Below are 21,270 nucleotides of genomic sequence, written 5' to 3' on the forward strand. Positions count from 1 at the left end.
GGGGGCCCGTCCGATCCTGGGATCGGGCGGGCCCCCGGTGTGCGTACGGGTGTCCGTCAGGCGGTGAACCAGCCGTTCAGGTCGGCGATCACGTGGGCGGATCCGGTGTTGTTGTAGAAGGTCACCCGACCGTCCACGACCGGGACCACCACCAGGTTGGAGACGGTCTGCCCGGCCAGGAAGTTGAGGTTCGACACGTTGGGGCGTGCGACCCCGTGCGGCTGGACGATGAGGTGCCCGTCCTGGGTGGGCTGGGTGACGGTGACGTTGAGGACCACCGCGCTCACCCCGCTCAGCGGTACGCCCTCGACCCCTGCAATCTGCAGGCTGACGACGCCGCCCTGGCCCACGGCCCCGGCGCGGGCGCCGGTCCCGTCACGGGTGTCGAGCAGCCGCACCGGCGAACCGGCCGAGAACGTCGACCCGGTGGCCGCGTAGTAGCCGGTGACGTCGGCGATCAGGTCCACGGAGCCCGAGTTGTTGCGCAGGTCCACCTTCCCGTTCACCACCGGCACGGTGACGAGGTTCGGGACGACCTGCCCGGCGGTGAAGTTGAGGTTCGACACCCCCGGCGCCGCCTGCCCGTTCGGGTAGACGGTCACGTGCCCGGCCTCGGTCGGGGACACGGCGGTCACGTTCATGACGACCGCGGTGACCCCGCTCGCCGGGACGCCCTTGACCCCGGCCACCTGGAGGGTGACCACTCCGCCCGCACCGACCCGGGCCTTGGCGGCCCCGGTGCCGTCACGGGTGTCCAGGAACCGCGACGGCGTGATCGGCGTGAAGGCCGAGCCGGTCGCCGCCTTGTCGGTGAAGTACCCGGTCACGTCCGCGATCAGGTCGACGTACCCGGCGTTGTTGCGCAGGTCCACCTTCCCGTTGACGACCGGGACGGTCACCAGGTTGGGCACGATCTGCCCCGCCGAGAAGTTGAGGTTCGACACGGCGGGCTTGGGCTGCCCGTTCGGGTACACCATCACGTGCCCCGCCTCGGTCGGCTGGACCGCGGTCACGTTCATGACGACCGCCGTCACCCCGGTCGCCGGAACTCCCTTGACGCCCGCGACCTGAAGGGTGACCACGCCACCGGGACCGACCCGCGCCTTCGTCGCCCCGGTCCCGTCACGGGTGTCCAGGAAGCGGGAGGGCGTGATCGGCACGAACCGGCTCTTCGCCGGGGTCGCCGCCGCCGTCACCGTGTACGCCTTCGGCAGGTAGCCCGGGGAGGGCACACCGGGAGTGGACACGTAGCCGTCGCGCACCACGTCGTAGGCGCCCGGCACCAGCCCGTTGGTGTCGACCAGCACGTCGAGCGCGGTGCCGTCGGCGTTCACGGAGACCACCTTCATGACCGGCCTCGGGTCGCCCCCCGTGTCACTGCGCACCAGATGCAGCTTGGTGTCCAGGGTGAGCCCGGTACCGCGGACGACCGCGTGGTTCTGCGTCCCGGCAGCGCCGGTCGCGGGGCTGATGGAGGCGGGCAGGGCCCCCGGCTGGGGGTACACGCACTCGGAGTCGCACAGTCCCTGCACGCTGTACTCCACGGGCGTGGCACTGCGACCGGGGCTCATCAGGAGTACGGCCTGACCGGCCTCGGCGTTCCCGAGGGTCAGGCACCGGGCACCGAAGACGCCCCACGACTGGTTGCACTGGAACTCGAGGCTCGTGCTCGTCCACTGAGCAGCACCGTGCAGGTTCACGGACGGCTTCTCGCTGGTGGTCGAGCTGCTGGTGCCGACGACCTTGAAGGCCTGGTTGGGCTTCACGTCGACCACGCCGCAGTAGCCCGTCGAGGACTCGGAGAGCACCCCGCTCCGAGCGGGGAAGCCGTTGACCGACAGGGGGTTGGCCTTGCACTCCGGCGCCCAGCCGGCCGCCGTGCCCACCTTCCAGGTGTCCACGTCGGTGTGGATCGGCTTGTCCTTGTAGCCGGAGGCCAGCACGATCGCCACGTACGAGGTGGAACCGGTGACCCGGCAGGAGACACCCCACTGGCGGCAGACGTACGTGCCGTTGGCGTCGACCGCCATCAGCAGCGTCGACGGCGCGTACCGCGAGTCCGCGAGGGTCCGCGAACTCAGCCAGATCTTGTCCGTGGCGGCGCCGGTGACCCGCACGCAGCGGGCGTCGAGTGCGGACGTCAGGTCGAACGGGAGCGAGGGGCCGCCGACTGCCGTCGAGGCGGGCGCGGCGCACTTCGCAGTCGCCGACACGTCACGCCGGACCAGCTTGTACGTGTCCGGCTGCCAGCCCGAGAGGATCAGCGGGGCGGTGTAGGTGACACCGGCCGCGAGCGAACAGATGGTGGTGGTGGAACCGGCCGTGGAGCAGGCCTCGTTGCCCGCGGGGTCGACCAGCCGGACCGACGCGTTCACCGTGTTGGCCTGGTTGGCGTAGTCGAGCATCTCCGCGGTGGAGTGCCGGTCCGCCGGCACGCTCATGCAGCGCAGCCGGTCGGCCGGGGTCAGCGAGACCTCGGCGCCCCAGGTGCCGTCGAAGCCGGTCTGCTGCCATGCGGTGCAGCCCGCGGTCTCGCCGGTGCGGTGGACGACCAGGCCGTAGGCCAGGGCCGGGGTGCCGCTCAGCACGGTGCGGAACGGGGCGGTGCCGGTCAGCTTGCAGACGGCGTAGAAGCGACCGTCGTTCTTGCACTGCTCGGTGCCCGCGGCGTCGTAGACGACGGCGGTGGCGTCCGTGCCCTCGGCGGGCGGCCGGTTGATCAGGTAGACGCCCTTTCCGGTGGCGGTCGGAAGCGTCAGGCAGAGCCTCTGCCCGGCTGCCCCGAAGGTGCCGGCGGCCGGACCGGCCACCAGGCCGTTGTCGTGGGTCGCGGTGCAGCCGCGGGTCTCCTTGGCGGAGTGGAAGGCCATCCCGAACGCACCGGCATCGGTGCTGCGCGGGTCGACGACCCAGGTGCGGTCACCAGCGGTCAGCTGGCAGGTGCCCTGGGCGCATTCGGTGACCGCGGTGCCGTCGGAGGCGAACAGCGCGCCGTACGGGACGGCGCCGGAGGAGACCGGCTCGAAGGAGTACCCGCCCGCCTGCGAGACCCGCAGGGTGCGGCAGCGTGCCGTGGAGCTCAGGTCCGGAGCGGTCCCGAACGCCTGCGGCTCCACCACCGCGCAGCCCTCCGGCTGGGAGAGCCGCGCCACGGTGACGTCGTAGGTCTGCTCGGCACCCGAACCCTGGAGCACCGACATCCGGTACGGCGCGATGCCCGTGAGCTTGCAGTCGAGCGTGTCGCCCTCGCGGTTGCGCGAGGTGCAGACCTCCTTGCCGGTGGCGTCGTAGACCGTCTGCAGCACCCGGTAGGTGGAGGCGTGCGTGCGCAGTACGTCGTTCGCCGCCAGGTCCAGCGTGTAGCAGTCGCCCGCCGAGCCGGCGGCCAGCGCACCGTGGAACACGGTCGGGGCGCCGAGCTTGCGGTCGGCGGCGCCGACCGCCTTGCAGGCGGTGGAGGAGAGCAGCGGGACGTACGACACCGCGATGTCGTTCTCCATGCCGCTGTTGTCCCTGACCTCCAGCGTGTACGTCCCCGCCTGACCGGTGGGGCAGCGGAGCACCCCGTCCGAGTAGGCGGTGACGGCCTCACAGGTCACCGCCGCGCCGCCCGGCGCGATCAGCTTGGGGTAGGCCTGTCCGCGCGTCGCGAGGACCTCCAGCAGCACCACGTCCTTCTGCTGCGGCAGGGCGAGCGTGAAGGAGGCGGTCTTGTACGGGTCGACCGTGCAGGTGACGGTCGTGTGCGGCGCGAGGGCCGCCGGGCAGGCCCCGGCCACCTCGCTCTTCTCGAGCGCACGGACGGCGGCCTCGTGGTCGGCCTTCGGGTCCGCCTTCGGCGGCGCCTTGGGCCCGGCCACGGCCGGCGCGGCGGGCTCGGCCTGCGGCGAGGCAGCGGCCTCGGGTGGCGCCGCCGCGGCGAAAGCGGATCCGGCCTGGCCGGTGAAGGCGGTCAGGACGGCGAGCAGCAACGCCCCGGAGACGATGCCCGCACGGGCACTGCTCCCCCGTCTGTCCCGCGGTCTTCTGCCGATCGGCAGCAAACTCATGAACCCCCCAGTTCAAGCAGGCCCGACCCCGGTGACCATCACGGGAGTTGCAGGCAGGCGGAGTTTAGCCGCCGCGACCTGGGGGAACGCACGGGGTTTACGCGTGAGTAGGTTCCCGAATCGGCGGAGAGCGTTTCCCGCCCTGCCAGCGGCCGGGCCCGCCGATGTCAGACGCAGGGGCAAGGATGGGCAGCATGACGAAGACCGGAGCGGACTACGCGTGGTTCGAGAACGACTTTCCAGACATCGCCGAGGCGTACTGCTTCACCCTGGTTCGCGGCCTGTCGCCTGCTGAGCTGATGTCCCGGCTCGACGGACGACCGGAAGCGCCTCTGCAGGGCATAGCCGCGGTCGTCGACGCTGCTTTCGCCCAGTACGACCTGGAGGAGGGCGACCGCCAGCTGGTTGCCATGACCACTGTGGGTGCCTGGACGCTCCTGATCGAGCCCAACGGCTATCGCGGAGTCACCGAAGACTGATCTCCGGGGGCAATGGTGAACGAACGGGACGTCCAGCTCAATGAACTCGCGCAGGGGCTACGCCCCACGTCCGAAGGCATCGAGTGGTTCGACGACCTCGGCCCGGAAGACCAGTCCGAGGTACTGCTGTTCCTACGTCATCACTGTGTTCAGGCGCGCGCTGTCGCCGAGGACGCGCCAGAGAGCATCCGCCGTGCCGGGCTGCGCCCGACGCATACGCCCGCGGTACTGATCTCACGCGGCCGGATCGACGAGCAACTGGGAAAGATCGCCACCCTCACGCCTCTCGACGAACGCCGAAAGGCGTTCCGGCTGCTGATCTCGGTCCTCGCGGTTGCCGACGAGCGGCGCCGCGAGCGCTTCTGCGTCGGCGGCTGCGGTCACTGGTGGCACAGACTGCCCGTCGTCGGCTGATTGGATCCGACCGGTCGGACGCGTGCCACGGCCACGGGCCCCTGAACAACGGACGTGCTTCATCCACTTTGAGGGCTCCGGGGCGACCGACGGCTGCTTTGGGACACCCCTGACCGTACCTCTCACTGCGGGGCGGGGGCTGCCTATGATCCAAACCAGGGGATCAGGGGAGGATGAGCATGTCAGGAAACGCGGACAGCGCCGGAACAAGGCTGAACAGCGTGGATGGTGTACCGGCTGGCCCCTTGGCTCCGGGAGGCGGGAGCGTATTCGGCTCGACGCCGGCGGAGAAGACGGCGGCGGCAAACGCCATCGAGACGGAGCTGGAGCCCAACACCAAGAAGGCCACGGACGGTGCGAAGGACAACACGAGCGCGGCGGCACGGACCTTTGATGGCTGGGAGACGGCCTCCGGCCTGAAGAAGGTGACGGAGACCTGGGACCAACAGGTGAAGATGCTAATGGGACGCCTGAGCGCCGAAAAGACCTCCCTGCGAGGGGCCTCGGGCCTATTCATTCAGAACGACGTGCACACGGGTGACCAACTCCGCGCAGTGGGCCAGAAATCCAAGCTCGAGGGACTGTAGGGGGATCGGGCACGTGTTGACATACCAGGAAGTCATGACGACCGATCTCAGCGTCCTGACGACGGCTGCCGAAAAGTGGCAATCCATGGCCGGTGACCTGTCGAAGGTAGAAGAGCGCTACGGGGAGACGGTCCAGAAGATCACACTGGGCCAGAACTGGCTCGGGTTCAGCGTGGAAACGGCGCACACGAAGTTCGCAACAACCCGGCGCGAGTACAAGTCCGCGCAGACCGAAGCGAAAGCGGTGGCCAAACTGCTGACGGACGCGCACACCGGTTTCGCGGACCTGAAGAAGAAGGTCGAATCGGCGCGGGACGATGCGGTGGCCGCGGGCATGGCGGTATCGGCGGCGGGACGCGCCACCTTCGACTTCACACGGGTCCAGGACCCGGCGCAGGCGCGGACCCTTCGACGCGATCCGGACTTGAAGAGCGTGGAGGAGTCCTGGACCGCGCACATCGCCGCAGCGGTGCGGGCAGTGGACGAGCTCGACAAGGCTGTCAGGCAGGCGCTCGAAGCCGTGGTCGTGGACGGAAACATCCTCGACGGCACCATCGGGGGGTTCAACGCCTCAGCCACTCCCGTCATCCCGCCGACGGGGTCGGCACGGAGCGAGCAGAAGTTCACCGACGCCGAAAAGTGGATCTTCGATGAGATGAAGCGGAACGCGAAGTCGGACACGGTCGGGCAGATACGGTCCCTGCTTGACGAACCCGAGTGGTACGAGTTCGGGCGCAACTACGGTTCCGACATCAACGCGGCGCTGACGATGTGGGGCGTGAAGGTGGCCCCGGGACAGGACTGGGACCACAAGCCGCAGCTCCAGGAACGGTACGACCTCCAAACGCTTGACGACTACTACTTCAAGCAGCCCGGAACGAACCGCGAAGTCTTCTACGACATCTACTCCAACGTCCACTACGGATACGTCGGCCGGGCAGCCGGCTTCGACTCAGACACATTGATTAAGGGCGCCTCCCTTGGAGAAACGCTACTCACCGGGGACGACGACCAAGGCGATCAGATCACGATGCGCATCGGCATCGACCTCTACGACAAATACGGCGACAACCTGACCGAGGAACAGCTCCGGCAAGGAATCAACGACGCGATGGACCAGATGGAACAAGCGCAGCGCAACGGCGAGAACGTCCCGCAGGTCAGGAACCGGAAGTGACTCGGGGACAGTGGGGCTGTGCGGTCGCCCCCGTGGCCGGCCTGGCCACCGGTGTACTCGGGTCGGTGCTGCTGGCAGCCGCCTGGCGGGCGTGCGATGTAGGGGTGAACGGCGCGGCCAACGGGCTCGCGCTGATCTTCTACGGAGCCCTGCTCGCGATCATGTCGGCGGTGTGGTGGGGGGTGCTCATCGGGTACGTAGGACGTTGGAACCTCACGGTCGCCCTCCTGGGCGGCACAGCCGGTGCGGCGGTCATGGTATGGATCTTCGTGGCTCTCCTCCAGGTTCCGAACGGCTACCGCTGCTGACGAGTCCGCTCCCGACCCGGTGATGCGCCGAGCACCTCAGGCACCAGGGCGCCCCACCGCATGGACGACGAGACCTTTCGTCAGCCGCTATACAGGACAGCCTCTGCGTCCTGGCCTGCCTCCACTGCCGATCTCTTCCTGCTCTCAGGAAGATCGTTCCCCGGCCTGCGGCAGATGTCTGGCGGACAGGGGGACGCGGTGGCGTGCGAGGTCGACTTCGAGGATCCGTACGGTGATCTCGTCGCACGCTGGTGACAAGGCCCGCCTGGTCGGCGAAGGGGACCAGCGGGTTCTCCTAGAGGGCTTTCAGTGACAGCTGAACCTGTCCACGTCGGATGTCCACGTCGATGATCTCGCCGATGACCCACTGGCCAGCGGTGACGGCGTCTGCTGGATGGTCGATCCGCGTCCAGCTGGCGCGGCGCAACACCCAGACTCGGCCACCGGGTAGCCCTCGACTACAAGCAGGACCAGAGAGGCGTCCAGGGCACCCACGAGGGAGCCCTCCTCGTCGACGGCTCCCTCGCCTGCCCGGCCATGCCCCACGCGCTCGCGCACGCGACCACCGGACTCGGCGACGAAGCCGTACGCGACCTCGCCAACGACACCCTGCCCTGCAGGACCAGATCGCCCAGCGGGAGCCGTACTTCCTCAAAGGTCAAGGAATCCGCCGACCTGCGGGGCGCCATCCGCTACCAGTGCCCGGCTGCCGGGCCTTCTCCGGCTGTCGCCTGCCCCCGCTACAACAGGTCCATCGCGTTCCGCCTCAGAAGCCAGTCGTCGTCGACCTGACCAGCGGCGATCCACTCTGGCGCATTTCGCGGCCAAGCCGACCGTCCCCATCCCTCAGGCCGAACGGCTGCGGCCTCCGCCCAAGGACGAGCTGCCCAGAATCTGCCAGCGGCCCACGATCACCGTCCGGCCCGGCGACCTCGGCATGATCGACAAGTTCCGCCAGGACCGGCACTTCCTGCACCCCACCTGGCAGGACGTCTACCAGCCCCAACGGGCCAACATCGAAGGGCTCAACGGCCGCGCCAAGGCCCACGGGATCGACATCTCGGACCCGTCCAAGCGACTCGCGCACGGACGCGTCGCCCAGGCGATCCTCCTCGCCTTGATGATCTGCTCCGTCAACCTGGCCATCCTTCATAGCTGGCGCCAGACCACCGGCACACAGAGCGTCCTCACCAGCGTCAGCACCGCGGTCACGGCCTACGACCACGAGACCCACAGCCCCATCCCGGCCACCAGGCAACCGGGACGGGCAATCGGACACCGTCTCGAACACACCCCAGAAACGCCGAGATCCCGCCCAGCCTCTCGGCTGAACGGGATCTCGTGACGATTCTTGAGAGCTACTCAAGAACTGTCGTCTGTGGACCTGTGGGGATTTGAACCCCAGACCCCCTCGATGCGAACGAGGTGCGCTACCAGACTGCGCCACAGGCCCTTGCGACGTGTGAAACATTAGCATCCCCGCGCGGGTGCTCCAAAACGCGTATCCGGGAGGGTCCGCGCAGGTCACCGATCACTCGTTCGCGGCGCGCGGGCGGTCCTCGCCCTCGTACTGGTCGAACAGCGGCGTGCGGCCCCGGTCGCGGCCGCGCGGGCGCGGGGTGCTCGGGGGCTTCGCCTCCGTCTTCGGGGCCGGCACCGCGGGCTGGGCGCGCAGGCGGGGCTCCGTCGGCTCGGCCGTGCTGGAGCGGGTCGCGCTCCAGGCGTCCGGGGCCGCCGGACCGGTGGCGCGCGGGGCGACCGGGGCCGTCACGTACGTGGGCAGCGGGACCGGGACGGGCTCCCAGCTGTCACCGCGGGCGGGGCCGCGTTCGCGTTCGCGCTGCTGGTCCACCCACTCGGCGTGGTCGGTCTGCTCGACCAGTGCGCGCCGTCCGGCCTCTTGCGGGGAGACCGGTGGCGCGGGGTCCGGGTCGGCGCCCGCGCCTGCGGTGTCTTCGGCGTGGGCGCGGCGCGGGCGGCTCTCGCGCAGCTGGCGGGCGGCGGCCTCGGCGCGCCTGCGGTCCATCGTGAACTCGTAGCGGCGGCGCTCCTGGACCCGCAGGTGCACGATGTACGCGCTCAGCAGGAGGGCGGGCACGGCCGGGGCCCACAGGAAGCGCAGCCCGCCGACCGCCGCGACGACCGCACCGAGGGTGAAGACGAGGAACAGGAGGGCGGTGGTGCGCCGGCGGCGTGCGAGGACCTGGAGGCGCTGTTCGCGCCGGGCCCGCTCCGCGCGCTGCTCCCGTTCCGCGGCGGCCGGTCTCGGCTCCGCCCTGGTCGGGGGCACGACGACGGCCCGGGCGTCGGCGTCCACGGAATTCACCGTTTCCGTCGCGGCGTCCGGGTCCGCGTGGGGCTGGGGATCCGCCTGCTCGTCACCGCGCTCACGCAGTCCCTTGGCGTAACGGCGCTCCATTCCCGCCCGGCCGGAAAGCAGCCGAATGGCAGTGGAGAAGCGTTCCGTCGGACGGGCTTCGTTCAGCTCGTCCTGCCTCCGGAGCCACATGGGCACCAAGTAGGCGGCCCAGGCCCCGACAATGACTGCGTAGATGAGGCCGCTGCTGCTCACACCTCACACCGTAGAGGGGTACGGGCGGGTGGATCGGCCAATTGGGCCGGTGTGTCGCGCGATCTCGCTGATATCACGGACTTTTTTTGTGACTCTTCGGATCAGGTTATGGGCGAATCGGTTCCGTGCGGGTCTTAATTCGAACGGATATTCGTTTCTTCATTTCGGCGGGGACTGCGCGTGCCGTGCCCGGTGCCATCGCCGCAGCAGCCCCTCCGGCACCTCCTCCGCCGTGACCGCGTAGACGAGGTGGTCGCGCCAGGCCCCGTCGATGTGCAGATAGCGCGGCCGCAGCCCCTCCTCGCGCAGGCCCAGCTTCTCCACGACCCGGCGGCTCGGGCCGTTCTCGGGGCGGATGCACACCTCGATCCGGTGCAGGCCGACCTTCCGGAAGCAGTGGTCCACCGCCAGCGCGACCGCCGTCGGCATCACGCCCCGGCCCGCGACCTCGCGGTCCACCCAGTAGCCGATGTGGCCGGCGCACATCGAGCCCCAGGTGATCCCCGCGACCGTCAGCTGCCCGACGAGGCGGCCCTGGTACTCGATGACGAAGGGGAGCATGCGGCCCGCGTTCGCCTCCGCCCGCAGATGGCGGACCATCTGGCGGTACGTCGGCCGCTGGATCACCGGCCCCCACGGCGCGGGCGGCGGAATCGTGGCCTCCCACGGCCGGAGCCACTCGCGGTTGCGCCGGTTGACCTCGCGCCACGCCTTGTGGTCCCGCAGCTTTATCGGCCGGAGCGTGACATCGCCGTCCGTCAGGACGACCGGCCAGGAGGGGCTGTTCAGCTCGTGCTCCCCGAAGGCTCCGCCGGTCTGGGGTGGTCACCGCCGCGGATCTGGTCCACGGCGTGCGGCAGGACGCGGGACAGGACGGCGAGGCCGTCGCGCACCCCGCCCGTCGAACCCGGCAGGTTGACGATCAGGGTGTGTCCCGCCACGCCCGCCAGGCCCCGGGACAGGGCCGCGGTCGGCACCTTCGCCAGCCCTTCGGCGCGGATGGCCTGCGGGATGCCCGGAATCTCGTAGTCCAGCACCCGGGCCGTGGCGTCCGGGGTGCGGTCGGTCGGCGAGATGCCGGTCCCGCCGGTGGTCAGGATGACGTCGTACCCGGCGGCCACGCCCTCCCGCAGCGCCTCCTCGACCGGGTCCCCGTCGGGCACGACCCGGGGGCCGTCCACCGCGAAGCCGAGCTTCTCCAGCGCCTCGGCCAACAGCGGGCCGCCCTTGTCCGCGTACACGCCCTGCGAGGCCCGGTTCGAGGCCGTGACCACCAGCGCCCTGCCCGCGGCAGCGGGTCCGGGCGCCACGGGCGCAGCGGGTCCGGGCGCCACGGGCGCGCCGGGTCCGGGCCCCGGCAGGTCGCCGGGGCCGTGGCTGTGGCTGTGCACCTCGCCACCGCGCGGGGCGTTCACGAGCGCGCCCAGTCGCCGGACTTGCCGCCGGTCTTCTCCTCCACCCGCACGTCCGTGATGACCGCGCCCTTGTCGACGGCCTTCACCATGTCGATCACCGTGAGCCCGGCGACCGCGACGGCCGTCAGGGCCTCCATCTCGACGCCCGTGCGGTCGGTCGTCTTCACGGTGGCGAGGATCTCGACGGCGTCGTCGGCGACCTTCAGGTCGACCTTCACGCCCGAGACGGCCAACGGATGGCAGAGCGGGATCAGGTCGGGGGTCTTCTTCGCACCCATGATCCCGGCGATCCGCGCGGTGGCGAGGGCATCGCCCTTGGGGACGCCCTCGCCGCGCAGCAGCTCGATCACCCGGGGGGAGACGAGGACCCGCCCGCTGGCGCGGGCCGTCCGGGTGGTGACGTCCTTCTCCGAGACGTCGACCATCCGGGCCGCACCGGCCTCGTCGATGTGGGTGAGCCTGCTCTCGGTACTCATCGCTGTGCCGCTCCGCTCTGGGCCCCCGGGGGGCCTGTGTGGTGCGACACACGCTACCCGCCCCGGCCGGACTTCAGCCGAGCAGGACCACTTCCAGCTCGCTCCCGGGCTCCACCGAGGTGACGTCCTCCGGTACGACCATCAGCGAGTCGGCGTGCGCCAGTGCGGCGATCAGGTGCGAACCCGAGCCGCCGACCGGGCTGACCGTTCCGCTCTCGGCGTCGTACTTGCCGCGCAGGAACTGCCGGCGGCCGGCCGGGGAGCCGAGCGCCTTGTCGGCCTTGAGCACCGCCCGGACGGACGGCCGGCCGACCTCGGACTCGGGCAGGCCCATGAGCGCCCGGATCGCGGGGCGCACGAACAGCTCGAAGGAGACGTACGAGGACACCGGGTTGCCGGGCAGCGCCAGCAGCGGGGTGTGGTCCGGGCCGATGGTGCCGAAGCCCTGCGGCTTGCCGGGCTGCATGGCGATCTTGCGGAAGTCGATCCCGCCGCCGGCGACGTCCTCGGCGCCCGCGTCGCCCGAGCCGACGGAGGAGAGCGCCTCCTTGACCACGTCGTAGGCTCCGACGCTGACCCCGCCCGTGGTGACCAGCAGGTCGGCCCGGATCAGCTGGTCCTCGATGGTGGCACGCAGGGTGTCGGCGTCGTCCGCGACGGCGCCGACCCGGTAGGCGATGGCTCCGGCGTCCCGCGCGGCCGCGGCCAGCGCGAAGCTGTTGGAGTCGTAGATGGTTCCGGAGGCCAGCGCCTCGCCCGGCTGGACCAGCTCGCTGCCGGTGGACAGGACGACCACGCGCGGGCGCGGCCGCACCCGTACGGCGCCCCGCCCGATGGCGGCCAGCAGGGCGATCTGCGGCGGTCCGAGGACCGTCCCGGCCGCCAGGGCCAGGTCGCCGGCCTGGACGTCGCTGCCGCGCGAGCGGACGTGCGCCCGGGCCTCGGCGGGGCGGTGCACCCGCACCTCGCCGCCCGCGCCCTCGGGGGCCGCGCTGGCCGGGGACATGCCCGAGGCCGCGCCGCCGCCCGTGCCGCCGTCGGTCCACTCGACCGGTACGACGGCTTCCGCGCCGGGCGGCAGCGGGGCGCCGGTCATGATGCGGGCGGCCTCGCCGGGGCCCACGGTGGGCAGCTCGCCGCTGCCCGCCGCGACGTCCCCGATGACCGTCAGCACCGCGGGGAACTCCTCGCTCGCGCCCTGGACGTCGGCCGTACGGACGGCGTAGCCGTCCATGGAGCTGTTGTCGAAGGGCGGGAGGGCGACGGGCACGGTGACGTCTTCGACCAGGACACAGCCCTGGGCGTCGAGCAGCTGGAGCTCGATGGGCTCCAGCGGCCGGACGGTGGCGAGGACGTCCGCGAGGTGCTCGTCCACGGACCACAGGCGGTGGCCGGTGTCCTGCGGTGCGGAACTGCTCAAGGTGCTACATCTCCTCCGTGACGTAACGGTGAAGCCAGGTGCGGAACTCCGGGCCCAGGTCCTCGCGCTCGCACGCGAGGCGGACGATGGCCCGCAGGTAGTCGCCGCGGTCGCCGGTGTCGTAGCGGCGGCCCCGGAAGACCACGCCGTGCACCGGACCGCCGATGGTCTCGTCGGCGGCCAGCTTCTGCAGGGCGTCGGTGAGCTGGATCTCCCCACCGCGGCCCGGCTCGGTCTCCCGCAGTATGTCGAAGATCGCGGGGTTGAGGACGTACCGTCCGATGACCGCGTAGTTGCTGGGGGCGTCCGCGGGGTCCGGCTTCTCGACGAGGCCGGTGATGCGGACCACGTCCTGCTCGTCGGTGGCCTCGACGGCGGCGCAGCCGTAGAGGTGCACGTTGGCCGGGTCCACCTCCATGAGCGCGATGACGGTGCCGCCGGTGCGGCCGTGGATCTCCGCCATCTGACGCAGCAGCGGGTCGCGCGGGTCGATGAGGTCGTCACCGAGCAGGACGGCGAAGGGCTCGCGGCCGACGTGCGGCTCGGCGCACAGCACGGCGTGGCCCAGGCCCCGGGGGTCGCCCTGGCGGACGTAGTGCATGGTGGCCAGGTCGCTGGATTCCTGGACCTTCTTCAGCCGGTCGTCGTCGCCCTTGGCGGTGAGGGCCGATTCCAGCTCGTAGTTCCGGTCGAAGTGGTCTTCGAGAGCGCGCTTGTTACGCCCAGTGATCATGAGTACGTCGTCGAGCCCGGCCGCCACGGCTTCCTCGACCACGTACTGGATGGCCGGCTTGTCCACAACGGGGAGCATTTCCTTCGGGGTCGCCTTGGTCGCCGGAAGGAAGCGAGTGCCGAGGCCCGCGGCCGGAATCACGGCCTTCTTGATCACGGGGTGCAACATAGTCATGCCCCGAACGATAGTGGGTCCTACCGAACGCCTGGCCAGATCGCAGTAGGTAGGTCCACTTATGTGCCGATTTCCCGAGGATATTTGAATCCGCTGTGACAGAGAACCCGCATCCCGTTTCCAGGAAGGCTCGACTGCGCCGGGAACTCCTCGCCGCCCGCCGCGCCTTGTCCCCCGACGCCCGCCGCGCGGCCGCCGAGGCGCTCGCCGTCACGGCCCTCGAGCTACCCGAACTGGCCGGTGCCCAAACGGTGGCGGCGTACGTGTCCGTCGGCACGGAACCGGGCACCCGCGCCCTGCTCGACGCCCTGCGCGCGGCCGGCAAGAGGGTGCTGCTGCCCCTGCTGCTCCCCGACAACGACCTCGACTGGGCCGCGTACGAGGGCCCGCACGGCCTCGCCGAGGCCGCGCACCCGGGGAAGATGCGGCTGCTGGAGCCCACCGGCCCGGCGCTCGGGCCGGACGCGGTGACCGCGGCCGACGCCGTGCTGCTGCCCGGGCTCGCGGTGGACGGCCGCGGGATGCGGCTGGGCCGCGGCGGGGGCTCGTACGACCGGGTCCTGGAGCGGCTGGAGCGCGCCGGGGCCCGTCCGGCGCTGGTGGTGCTCCTCTACGACGACGAGGTGGTCGCGCGGGTCCCGGAGGAACCGCACGACCACCCCGTCCAGGCGGTCGCCACCCCTTCCGGGGTGCTGCGTTTCTAGGGCTTGAGGGTCAGGGTGTCGACGGTCGCCCTGTCCACGGCGTCCTTGCCGAACGGCCAGTCCAGCAGCTCGCCCTTGGCCCACATCGTCGTCTGGTCCGTGTAGTGCGAGTTGTACGCGTGCCCCGAGGCGCCCGTCAGGTTGATCCAGCGCGACTTGTCGAGGTCGTTGAGGTTCACGACCATCCGCATCGACGGCACCCAGGTGACCCCGTAGCCGCTGGACGCGTTCCAGCCGGTGGCGTTGACGGTGGCCTCGCCGCCGCCCAGGTTCCACGGGCCGCGGTTGAGGAGCCACTGCAGGAAGCCGGGGCCCTCGGTGCCGATGGTCTGGTTCTTCAGCGTGAGCTGGTGCAGCCGGCCCCAGCTCCAGGTGGACTGGTCCTTGCCGAGCTTGGCGGTCAGCTCCCAGCGGGCGTCCTCCATGGCCCGGGCGAACAGCTCGTCGCGGGTGGTGGTCGCCGGCTGGGCGTAGCCCTTCCTGGGCGCGCTCCACCACGGCGACTTCTCGTCCTTGACCAGGCGGCGGACCACCTCGAACCAGCGGTCGCCGCCGTCCGGCTGCGCCGAGTCGGAGTCGCGGGCGCCGCATTCGCGGACCACCTCGGCGAGCTCGTCGGCCGGACCGCTGCTGTCGTCGCGGACGTTCATGCAGCTGCCCTCGATCCGCAGCTCCTTGGGCATCTTGTCGCCGAAGGCCAGCTTGAGGATGTTGCGCCAGACCGCGTTGAAGTAGGCGGCGGCCGCCGAGTCGTTCTCCTGGGTGTAGTTCCAGCCCTCCAGGAGCTTCTGCGCGGAGCGCACGTCCGGGTCGGAGACCTCGATCTTGGCCAGCATCGGGGTCAGCAGCGCGGCGATCTCGCTGCTGTTGTCCATCTGCATGGCGCGCATGTCGTCGGTCGAGATCTTGCCGCTGTCCTTGATCTTCGCCTCGATGAGGTCGTTGATCCGCTGGCTGCGGGCGCCGTAGCCCCAGTCGGTGGTGAGCAGGTAGGGGTACTTGCCGGCGCCGGTGCCGCTCTCCACGACCGCCTGGTTGGCGGTGACGATGTAGCCGCGCGAGGGGTTGGACTCGTAGGGCAGCTCGCTTTGCGGGATGTACTCGACGTTGCCGGCCTTGTCGGTCTTCCAGGCGTACTTGGAGTCCCAGCCGGGCGCGGGCATCCGGCCGTCGCCGGCGCCGCGGACCGGGATCCGGCCCGGGGCCTGGTAGCCGATGTTGCCGGACTGGCCCTTGCCGTCGGCGTAGATCAGGTTCTGGGAGGGCACCTCGAAGTCGGCGGCGGCCTTGCGGAACTCGTTGAAGTCCTTGGCCTTGTTCAGCTTGAAGACCGCGTCCATCGACTTGCCCGGCTCCAGGGCGGTCCAGCGCAGGGCGACGGCGTAGCCGTTCCCGCGGTCCGGGGCGGAGCTGGCGACGGGGGCGCGGGAGCCGACCGTGCCGAGCTCGTCGCTGCGGTCGGAGACGAGCGGGCCGTTGTTGGTGATGCGGACGGTCATCTTCTTGCTCGCGCCGCCCGCGACCTTGATGACCTCGTCACGGGTGGTGAAGGGCACCACCTTGTTGTCGTAGACGTAGCCCTCGGGCTTGACCTGCTCCAGGTAGAGGTCGGTGACGTCCGCCCCTAGGTTGGTCATGCCCCAGGCGATGTCGGCGTTGTGGCCGATGACCACGCCGGGCATGCCGGAGAAGGTGTAGCCGGACACGTCGTACTGGCACTGGGCCGAGGCGGTGCGGCAGTGCAGGCCCATCTGGTACCAGACCGAGGGCAGCTGGGGCGACAGGTGCGGGTCGTTCGCCAGCAGCGGCTTGCCGGTGGTCGTGTAGCTGCCCGAGATCACCCAGGAGTTCGATCCGATGCCGCTGCCGTTGGGGCCGAGGATCGCGGGGATCTCGTCGAGGGTCTCGGCCAGGGAGGTCAGCTGCGTGCGCAGGCCGACGGTCGCGCCCTGGGCGGTGGCGTTGTCGGCGAGGCCGGTGCCGTTGCCGCTGCCGGTCGCGGCGGAGGCCTGGGACCCGGTGGCGGGGCGGCCGCCCGCGCCGGAGCCGCCGGCGGAGCCGGAGCCCGGGGGTACGTACTTGCCGCCCTCGATCTTGCCGCCGTCGACGACGGGCTTGTTCCGGTCGAAGGGGTAGGGCGGGTAGAGCTCGTCGATCTGCGCCTGCGTGAGCTTGCTCGACATCAGCGCGCGGTCGATCTCGTCCTGCATGTTGCCGCGCAGGTCCCACGCCATCGCCTTGAGCCAGGCCACCGAATCCACCGGCGACCACTGCTCGGGCCGGTAGTCGTCGCTGAGCTTGAGGGCGGCGTGCTCGACGGAGAGGTCCTTGCCGGACTTCCCCTTCAGGTACGCGTTGACCCCGTCGGCGTAGGACTGCAGGTTCTTCTTGGTCTCGGGCGAGAGCTTGTTGTCGTACTCGGCCTGGGCGACCTGGCGCCAGCCGAGCGTCCGCAGGAAGGCGTCGGTCTCGACCTGGCCGGCGCCGAACATCTCCGAGAGCCGCCCGGAGGTCATGTGGCGGCGTACGTCCATCTCCCAGAACCGGTCCTGCGCGTGCACGAAGCCCTGCGCGCGGAAGAGGTCGTCGTCGTTGTCGGCGTAGAGCTGGGGGATGCCGTGGGCATCGCGCTTGACGTCGACGGTCCCGGTGAGGCCCGGCACCTTGAGTGAGCCGGTCGTCTGGGGGAAGGAGGCGCGCACGCTGTCCACGCCCCAGTACGCCCCGTAGCCGAGGCCCGCGAAGAGCGCCAGGACCAGCACGAGCACGATCAGACGGGCACGTCGTCCCTTCTTCTTGACGGAAGGAGCGGTTTCGTTGGCGGGCATCGCTGTCCTTAGAGGGGCAGGGTGGTCCTGGGAGTGCTGGGAGCAACCATAGGCGCAGGACCCGACTCGTTGATCCGCCAGGGGTGGAGCTGGCAAGGACAGGGGCGAACGGACGTTTCACAATGTGGCTAGCGCGTAAAGAGAACGTCAAAGATTAGGTAAGGTAACGAACTACGTGCCGAACCTGCCGCTGGAGGAACGATCCGCCGGGTCCTCCGCGTGCCTTGAGGAAGGGTCGCCCGCTGACTGTCCACACGCTCAATGAGCTTTTGCTGGTCTGCTCGCTCGTGCTGCTCGTCGCCGTCGCGGCGGTACGCATTTCTTCACGCAGCGGCCTCCCCAGCCTGCTCATCTACCTCGGCATAGGCATCGCGATAGGCCAGGACGGCATCGGCAACGTCGTATTCGACAATGCCGAGCTGACGCAGGTCATCGGTTATGCCGCACTCGTCGTGATCCTCGCCGAGGGTGGTCTGGGCACCAAGTGGAAAGAGATCAAACCGGCCCTCCCGGCGGCGATCGTGCTGTCGCTGGTGGGCGTCGCGGTCAGTGTCGGCATCACGGCCGCGGGGGCGCACTACCTGGTCGGCCTGGAATGGCGCCAGGCCCTGCTGATCGGCGCGGTCGTCTCCTCGACCGACGCGGCGGCCGTCTTCTCCGTCCTGCGCAAGGTCCCCCTCCCCTCCCGGATCACGGGTGTCCTGGAGGCGGAGTCCGGCTTCAACGACGCACCCGTCGTCATCCTGGTCGTGGCCTTCGCAGCCGTCGGCCCCATCGACGACTGGTACGTCCTGCTCGGCAAGATCGCCCTGGAGCTGGCCATCGGCGCCGCGATCGGCCTGACGGTGGGGTTCCTCGGCTCGTACGGGCTGCGGCACGTGGCCCTGCCCGCCTCGGGCCTCTACCCCATCGCCGTGATGGCGATCGCCGTGACGGCGTACGCGGCGGGCGCGATGGCGCACGGCTCGGGCTTCCTCGCCGTGTACCTGGCGGCGATGGTGCTCGGCAACGCCAAGCTCCCGCACTGGCCCGCCACCCGGGGGTTCGCGGACGGGCTCGGCTGGATCGCCCAGATCGGCATGTTCGTCCTGCTCGGCCTGCTGGTCACCCCGCACGAGCTGGTGCACGACTTCTGGCCCGCCGTGATCATCGGGCTGGTCCTCACGATGGTGGCGCGGCCGCTGGAAGTCCTCGTCAGCCTGCTGCCCTTCCGGATCCCCTGGCGGGAGCAGGCCCTGATGTCCTGGGCCGGGCTGCGCGGAGCCGTGCCCATCATCCTGGCCACGATCCCGATGGTTTCCGGGATCGAGGGCAGCGACCGCGTCTTCAACATCGTCTTCGTCCTGGTCGTCGTCTACACCCTGGTGCAGGGGCCGACCCTGCCCTGGCTGGCGCGCAAGCTGGAGCTCGGCCGGACCGACGAGACCGCCTCGGACCTCGGGATCGAGTCGGCGCCGCTGGAGAAGCTGCGCGGTCACCTGCTCTCCTTCGCGATCCCGCCGGCCTCGCGGATGCACGGTGTCGAGGTGAGCGAGCTGCGGCTGCCGCCGGGGGCCTCGGTCACGCTCGTGGTCCGGGAGGGCAAGAGCTTCGTACCGCTGCCCTCGACGGTGCTGCGGCGCGGGGACGAGCTGCTGGTGGTGGCCACGGATCCGGTCCGGGACGCCGCCGAGGCGCGGCTGCGCGCGGTGGCCCGCGGGGGCAAGCTGGCGGGGTGGCTGGGAACCAACGGGAACGGGTCGCCGGGCTCGCGCCGCTGACGCGTCCCGGTGGAATGCACCTTTAGAGCGACGTTCTAATTCGGCCATTTTCGGTGGCACTCGTCCGCTTATGTCCCTGTTTTGGCTGGTCTCCGCCCGTGACAGGCCCGTTAATCACAGGTGAAGACATGCCTTGTCAGCGCAATCACAGGGCGTGGTAGCGGGTTCCCCTGTACGATAAAGGCACAACAGATCGAACCAACTCTGCCTGACGCAGAGCTGGCGCGACCGCAAAGCGGCCGTGGCTCCCCCCGCAGTGGGCGCCCAGGTATCACTCGGTTCTGCGCAAGAGGACAGCTCTCGGGGCTCCCACATGTACGGGTGCGGTCGCTCACAAGGCGACGCACCGTCCGCAGACGGGGACGCTCTACCAGGCAGCGGAAAGGCAAGGCCGTGACATCCGCGGTCACGACCGGAACATCCGCCACGTCCACCACGTCCGCCCGCCCCGGCTACGGGCAGCTCCTGCGCACTCCCGGCGCCCTGGGCTTCGTCCTCCCCGGCTTCGCCGCCCGGCTCCCCTTCGGGATGCTCACCGTCAGCATCCTCCTGCTCGTCCAGCACACCACCGGTTCCTACGGCAGTGCCGGCGTCGTCACCGCCGTCACCGGCGTGTCCATGGCGCTGTTCGCCCCGCTGATGGGCAAGTTCACCGACCGGTTCGGCCAGAGCGCCGTCCTGGTTCCGGCCGCCCTGACGCACACCGCCTCGGTCGGCGCCCTGGTCGGCCTCGCCCTGCTCGGCGCCCCGGTGTGGGCACTGGTGCTGGCCGCCGTCCCCGCCGGCGCCTCCGTCCCGCAGGCCGGCCCGATGGTCCGCGCCCGCTGGGCCGCCAAGCTGGAGGGCTCCCCGCTGCTGCCGACCGCGGCCGCGTTCGAGTCCGTCACCGACGAGTTCACCTTCGTCGTCGGGCCGGTGCTCGCGACCTTCCTGTGCACCCAGGTCCACCCCTCGGCGGGCCTGATCACCGAGGCCACCCTCACGCTCGTCGGCGGGCTCGTCTTCGCCGCGCAGCGCGCCACGCAGCCCAAGCCGGCCGGCCGCCCGGCCGACGGCGAGAAGCACGCCTCCGCCCTGTCCTTCCCGGGCCTGCGCGTCCTGATCGTCGCCTTCCTCGGGATCGGCGCCGTCTTCGGCGGCATGCAGGTCTCGCTCGCCGCCTTCTCCAACGAGATCGGCAACCCGGGCGCCAACGGCCTGCTCTACGGCGTCTTCGCCGCGGGCAACATGGTCGCCGGCATCGCCATGGGCGCCATCGCCTGGAAGATCGGCCCGCGCCGCCGCCTGATCCTGGGCTACGTCGGCCTCACCGCCGCGGCCTCGGTCCTGTGGGCCGCGAACTCGGTGATCGTGCTGGGTGCCCTCGGCCTGGTCGTCGGCCTGTGCATCGCCCCGGCGCTGATCACCGGCTACACGATGATCGAGCAGCTGATCCCGGCCGCCTCGCGCACCGAGGCCTTCACCTGGCTGACCGGCGCGGTCGCCTTCGGGCAGGCCGTCGCCGTCACCCTGGCCGGCCGCCTGACGGACGCGCACGGGTCCTCGTACGGCTTCCTCGTCCCCATGGCCGCCACTGCGCTGGCCCTGGTCACGCTGCTGGCCCTGCGCGCCAAGTTGGCCCCGAAGGCTCCGAGCCGGATCGTGAACTCCTCGGCCCCGGCGGCCGCACCGGCCGCTGCCCCGGCCTCCCGTAACCGGGTGAACGAGCGTGGGATGGGTCACCGCGTGCCGGTGACGGTGGACTGATCCGCCGGAATACGTCACCATGGAGCGTCGTTAGCACTCATTGAGTGAGAGTGCCAGGAGGAAATTCGTGCCGACCTACCAGTACCAGTGCACCGAATGCGGTGAGGGCCTTGAGGCCGTGCAGAAGTTCACCGATGACGCGCTGACCGTGTGCCCCAGCTGTGACGGACGCCTGAAGAAGGTGTTCTCCGCGGTCGGAATCGTCTTCAAGGGCTCCGGTTTCTACCGGAACGACAGCCGTGGCGCTTCGTCGAGCAGCACTCCTGCCTCGAAGCCCGCCACGACCCCGTCGACGTCCACGGCTGCCGCCGCCCCCGCCGCTTCCTCCGCCTCGACCTCGTCGAGCACGGGCAGCAGCTCCAGCTCGGCCGCCTGACGGCCGCGCGCCCACTCGTCGAAAGGCCCCGCCGCCCTCCGGGCAGCGGGGC

Annotated in this window: 18 protein-coding genes and 1 tRNA gene; 10 read left to right on the plus strand and 9 right to left on the minus strand. The window is 70.5% G+C overall.

Annotation, left to right across the window (positions count from 1 at the left end; all coding sequences use genetic code 11):
* Positions 1–56 precede the first annotated feature (56 nt).
* On the minus strand, positions 57–4,049 hold the full coding sequence (locus AB0D44_RS18600) for a hypothetical protein (protein ID WP_362591731.1): 3,993 nt from the start codon (positions 4,047–4,049) through the stop codon (positions 57–59).
* Positions 4,050–4,243: 194 nt separating this feature from the next.
* On the opposite strand from AB0D44_RS18600, the gene AB0D44_RS18605 reads away from it, so the two are divergent.
* From AB0D44_RS18605 to AB0D44_RS18630, 6 genes are all read left to right on the plus strand, one after another.
* Positions 4,244–4,528 (plus strand): DUF6461 domain-containing protein, encoded by a 285-nt coding sequence (locus AB0D44_RS18605; protein ID WP_362591734.1) that lies wholly within the window; start codon positions 4,244–4,246, stop codon positions 4,526–4,528.
* 12 nt (positions 4,529–4,540) lie between these two features.
* On the plus strand, positions 4,541–4,942 hold the full coding sequence (locus AB0D44_RS18610; RefSeq protein WP_362591736.1) for a DUF5958 family protein: 402 nt from the start codon (positions 4,541–4,543) through the stop codon (positions 4,940–4,942).
* A 179-nt stretch (positions 4,943–5,121) separates the two neighbouring features.
* Positions 5,122–5,529, plus strand: coding sequence for a hypothetical protein (locus AB0D44_RS18615; protein ID WP_362591739.1), 408 nt, complete (start codon positions 5,122–5,124; stop codon positions 5,527–5,529).
* Between the two features lie 34 nt (positions 5,530–5,563).
* Complete coding sequence (locus tag AB0D44_RS18620; protein WP_362591741.1) at positions 5,564–6,706, plus strand: polymorphic toxin type 44 domain-containing protein; 1,143 nt, start codon at positions 5,564–5,566, stop codon at positions 6,704–6,706.
* On the plus strand, positions 6,703–7,014 hold the full coding sequence (locus AB0D44_RS18625) for a hypothetical protein (protein ID WP_362591744.1): 312 nt from the start codon (positions 6,703–6,705) through the stop codon (positions 7,012–7,014). Before AB0D44_RS18620 ends, AB0D44_RS18625 begins: the two co-directional genes overlap by 4 nt.
* 937 nt (positions 7,015–7,951) lie before the next feature.
* Positions 7,952–8,359, plus strand: a complete 408-nt coding sequence (locus tag AB0D44_RS18630; RefSeq protein WP_362591747.1) for a hypothetical protein — start codon at positions 7,952–7,954, stop codon at positions 8,357–8,359.
* A 34-nt stretch (positions 8,360–8,393) separates the two neighbouring features.
* On the opposite strand, the gene AB0D44_RS18635 is transcribed toward AB0D44_RS18630, so the two are convergent.
* From AB0D44_RS18635 to galU, 7 genes are all read right to left on the minus strand, one after another.
* Positions 8,394–8,467 (minus strand) — tRNA-Ala (locus tag AB0D44_RS18635).
* Positions 8,468–8,545: 78 nt separating this feature from the next.
* A complete protein-coding gene (locus tag AB0D44_RS18640) occupies positions 8,546–9,586 on the minus strand; it encodes a hypothetical protein (protein ID WP_362591749.1) in 1,041 nt (346 codons plus the stop codon).
* 159 nt (positions 9,587–9,745) lie between these two features.
* The gene (locus AB0D44_RS18645; protein WP_362591816.1) at positions 9,746–10,375 is read right to left on the minus strand and encodes a GNAT family protein; all 630 of its coding nucleotides are present in this window, start codon (positions 10,373–10,375) and stop codon (positions 9,746–9,748) included.
* Positions 10,372–10,896, minus strand: a complete 525-nt coding sequence (locus tag AB0D44_RS18650; protein WP_362591819.1) for a MogA/MoaB family molybdenum cofactor biosynthesis protein — start codon at positions 10,894–10,896, stop codon at positions 10,372–10,374. The genes AB0D44_RS18645 and AB0D44_RS18650 overlap by 4 nt, the downstream gene beginning before the upstream one ends.
* Positions 10,897–10,997: 101 nt before the next feature.
* Positions 10,998–11,477: a cyclic pyranopterin monophosphate synthase MoaC gene (gene moaC, locus AB0D44_RS18655; protein WP_362591752.1), complete on the minus strand. Its 480-nt coding sequence runs from the start codon at positions 11,475–11,477 to the stop codon at positions 10,998–11,000.
* A 73-nt stretch (positions 11,478–11,550) separates the two neighbouring features.
* Positions 11,551–12,897 carry a gephyrin-like molybdotransferase Glp gene (glp, locus tag AB0D44_RS18660; RefSeq protein ID WP_362591755.1) on the minus strand — a complete coding sequence of 449 codons (1,347 nt, stop codon included), beginning with the start codon at positions 12,895–12,897 and terminating at the stop codon, positions 11,551–11,553.
* Between the two features lie 4 nt (positions 12,898–12,901).
* Positions 12,902–13,804, minus strand: coding sequence for a UTP--glucose-1-phosphate uridylyltransferase GalU (gene galU / locus AB0D44_RS18665; protein ID WP_362591757.1), 903 nt, complete (start codon positions 13,802–13,804; stop codon positions 12,902–12,904).
* Between the two features lie 95 nt (positions 13,805–13,899).
* Between galU and AB0D44_RS18670 the strand changes: the two genes are divergently transcribed.
* On the plus strand, positions 13,900–14,508 hold the full coding sequence (locus AB0D44_RS18670) for a 5-formyltetrahydrofolate cyclo-ligase (RefSeq protein ID WP_362591760.1): 609 nt from the start codon (positions 13,900–13,902) through the stop codon (positions 14,506–14,508).
* Here the strand turns inward: AB0D44_RS18670 and AB0D44_RS18675 are convergent.
* Complete coding sequence (locus tag AB0D44_RS18675; protein ID WP_362591763.1) at positions 14,505–17,336, minus strand: penicillin acylase family protein; 2,832 nt, start codon at positions 17,334–17,336, stop codon at positions 14,505–14,507. The genes AB0D44_RS18670 and AB0D44_RS18675 overlap by 4 nt on opposite strands.
* A gap of 269 nt (positions 17,337–17,605) precedes the next feature.
* Between AB0D44_RS18675 and AB0D44_RS18680 the strand changes: the two genes are divergently transcribed.
* The 3 genes from AB0D44_RS18680 (at position 17,606) to AB0D44_RS18690 (ending at position 21,218) form a co-directional block, all read left to right on the plus strand.
* Positions 17,606–19,096 (plus strand): potassium/proton antiporter, encoded by a 1,491-nt coding sequence (locus tag AB0D44_RS18680; protein WP_362591768.1) that lies wholly within the window; start codon positions 17,606–17,608, stop codon positions 19,094–19,096.
* A 393-nt stretch (positions 19,097–19,489) separates the two neighbouring features.
* Positions 19,490–20,842: an MFS transporter gene (locus AB0D44_RS18685; RefSeq protein WP_362591771.1), complete on the plus strand. Its 1,353-nt coding sequence runs from the start codon at positions 19,490–19,492 to the stop codon at positions 20,840–20,842.
* A gap of 67 nt (positions 20,843–20,909) precedes the next feature.
* Positions 20,910–21,218 carry an FmdB family zinc ribbon protein gene (locus tag AB0D44_RS18690; RefSeq protein ID WP_362591773.1) on the plus strand — a complete coding sequence of 103 codons (309 nt, stop codon included), beginning with the start codon at positions 20,910–20,912 and terminating at the stop codon, positions 21,216–21,218.
* Positions 21,219–21,270 lie beyond the last annotated feature (52 nt).

This window comes from Streptomyces sp. NPDC048349 (genome assembly GCF_040651925.1).
In the GTDB taxonomy this organism is placed as follows: Bacteria; Actinomycetota; Actinomycetes; order Streptomycetales; family Streptomycetaceae; genus Streptomyces.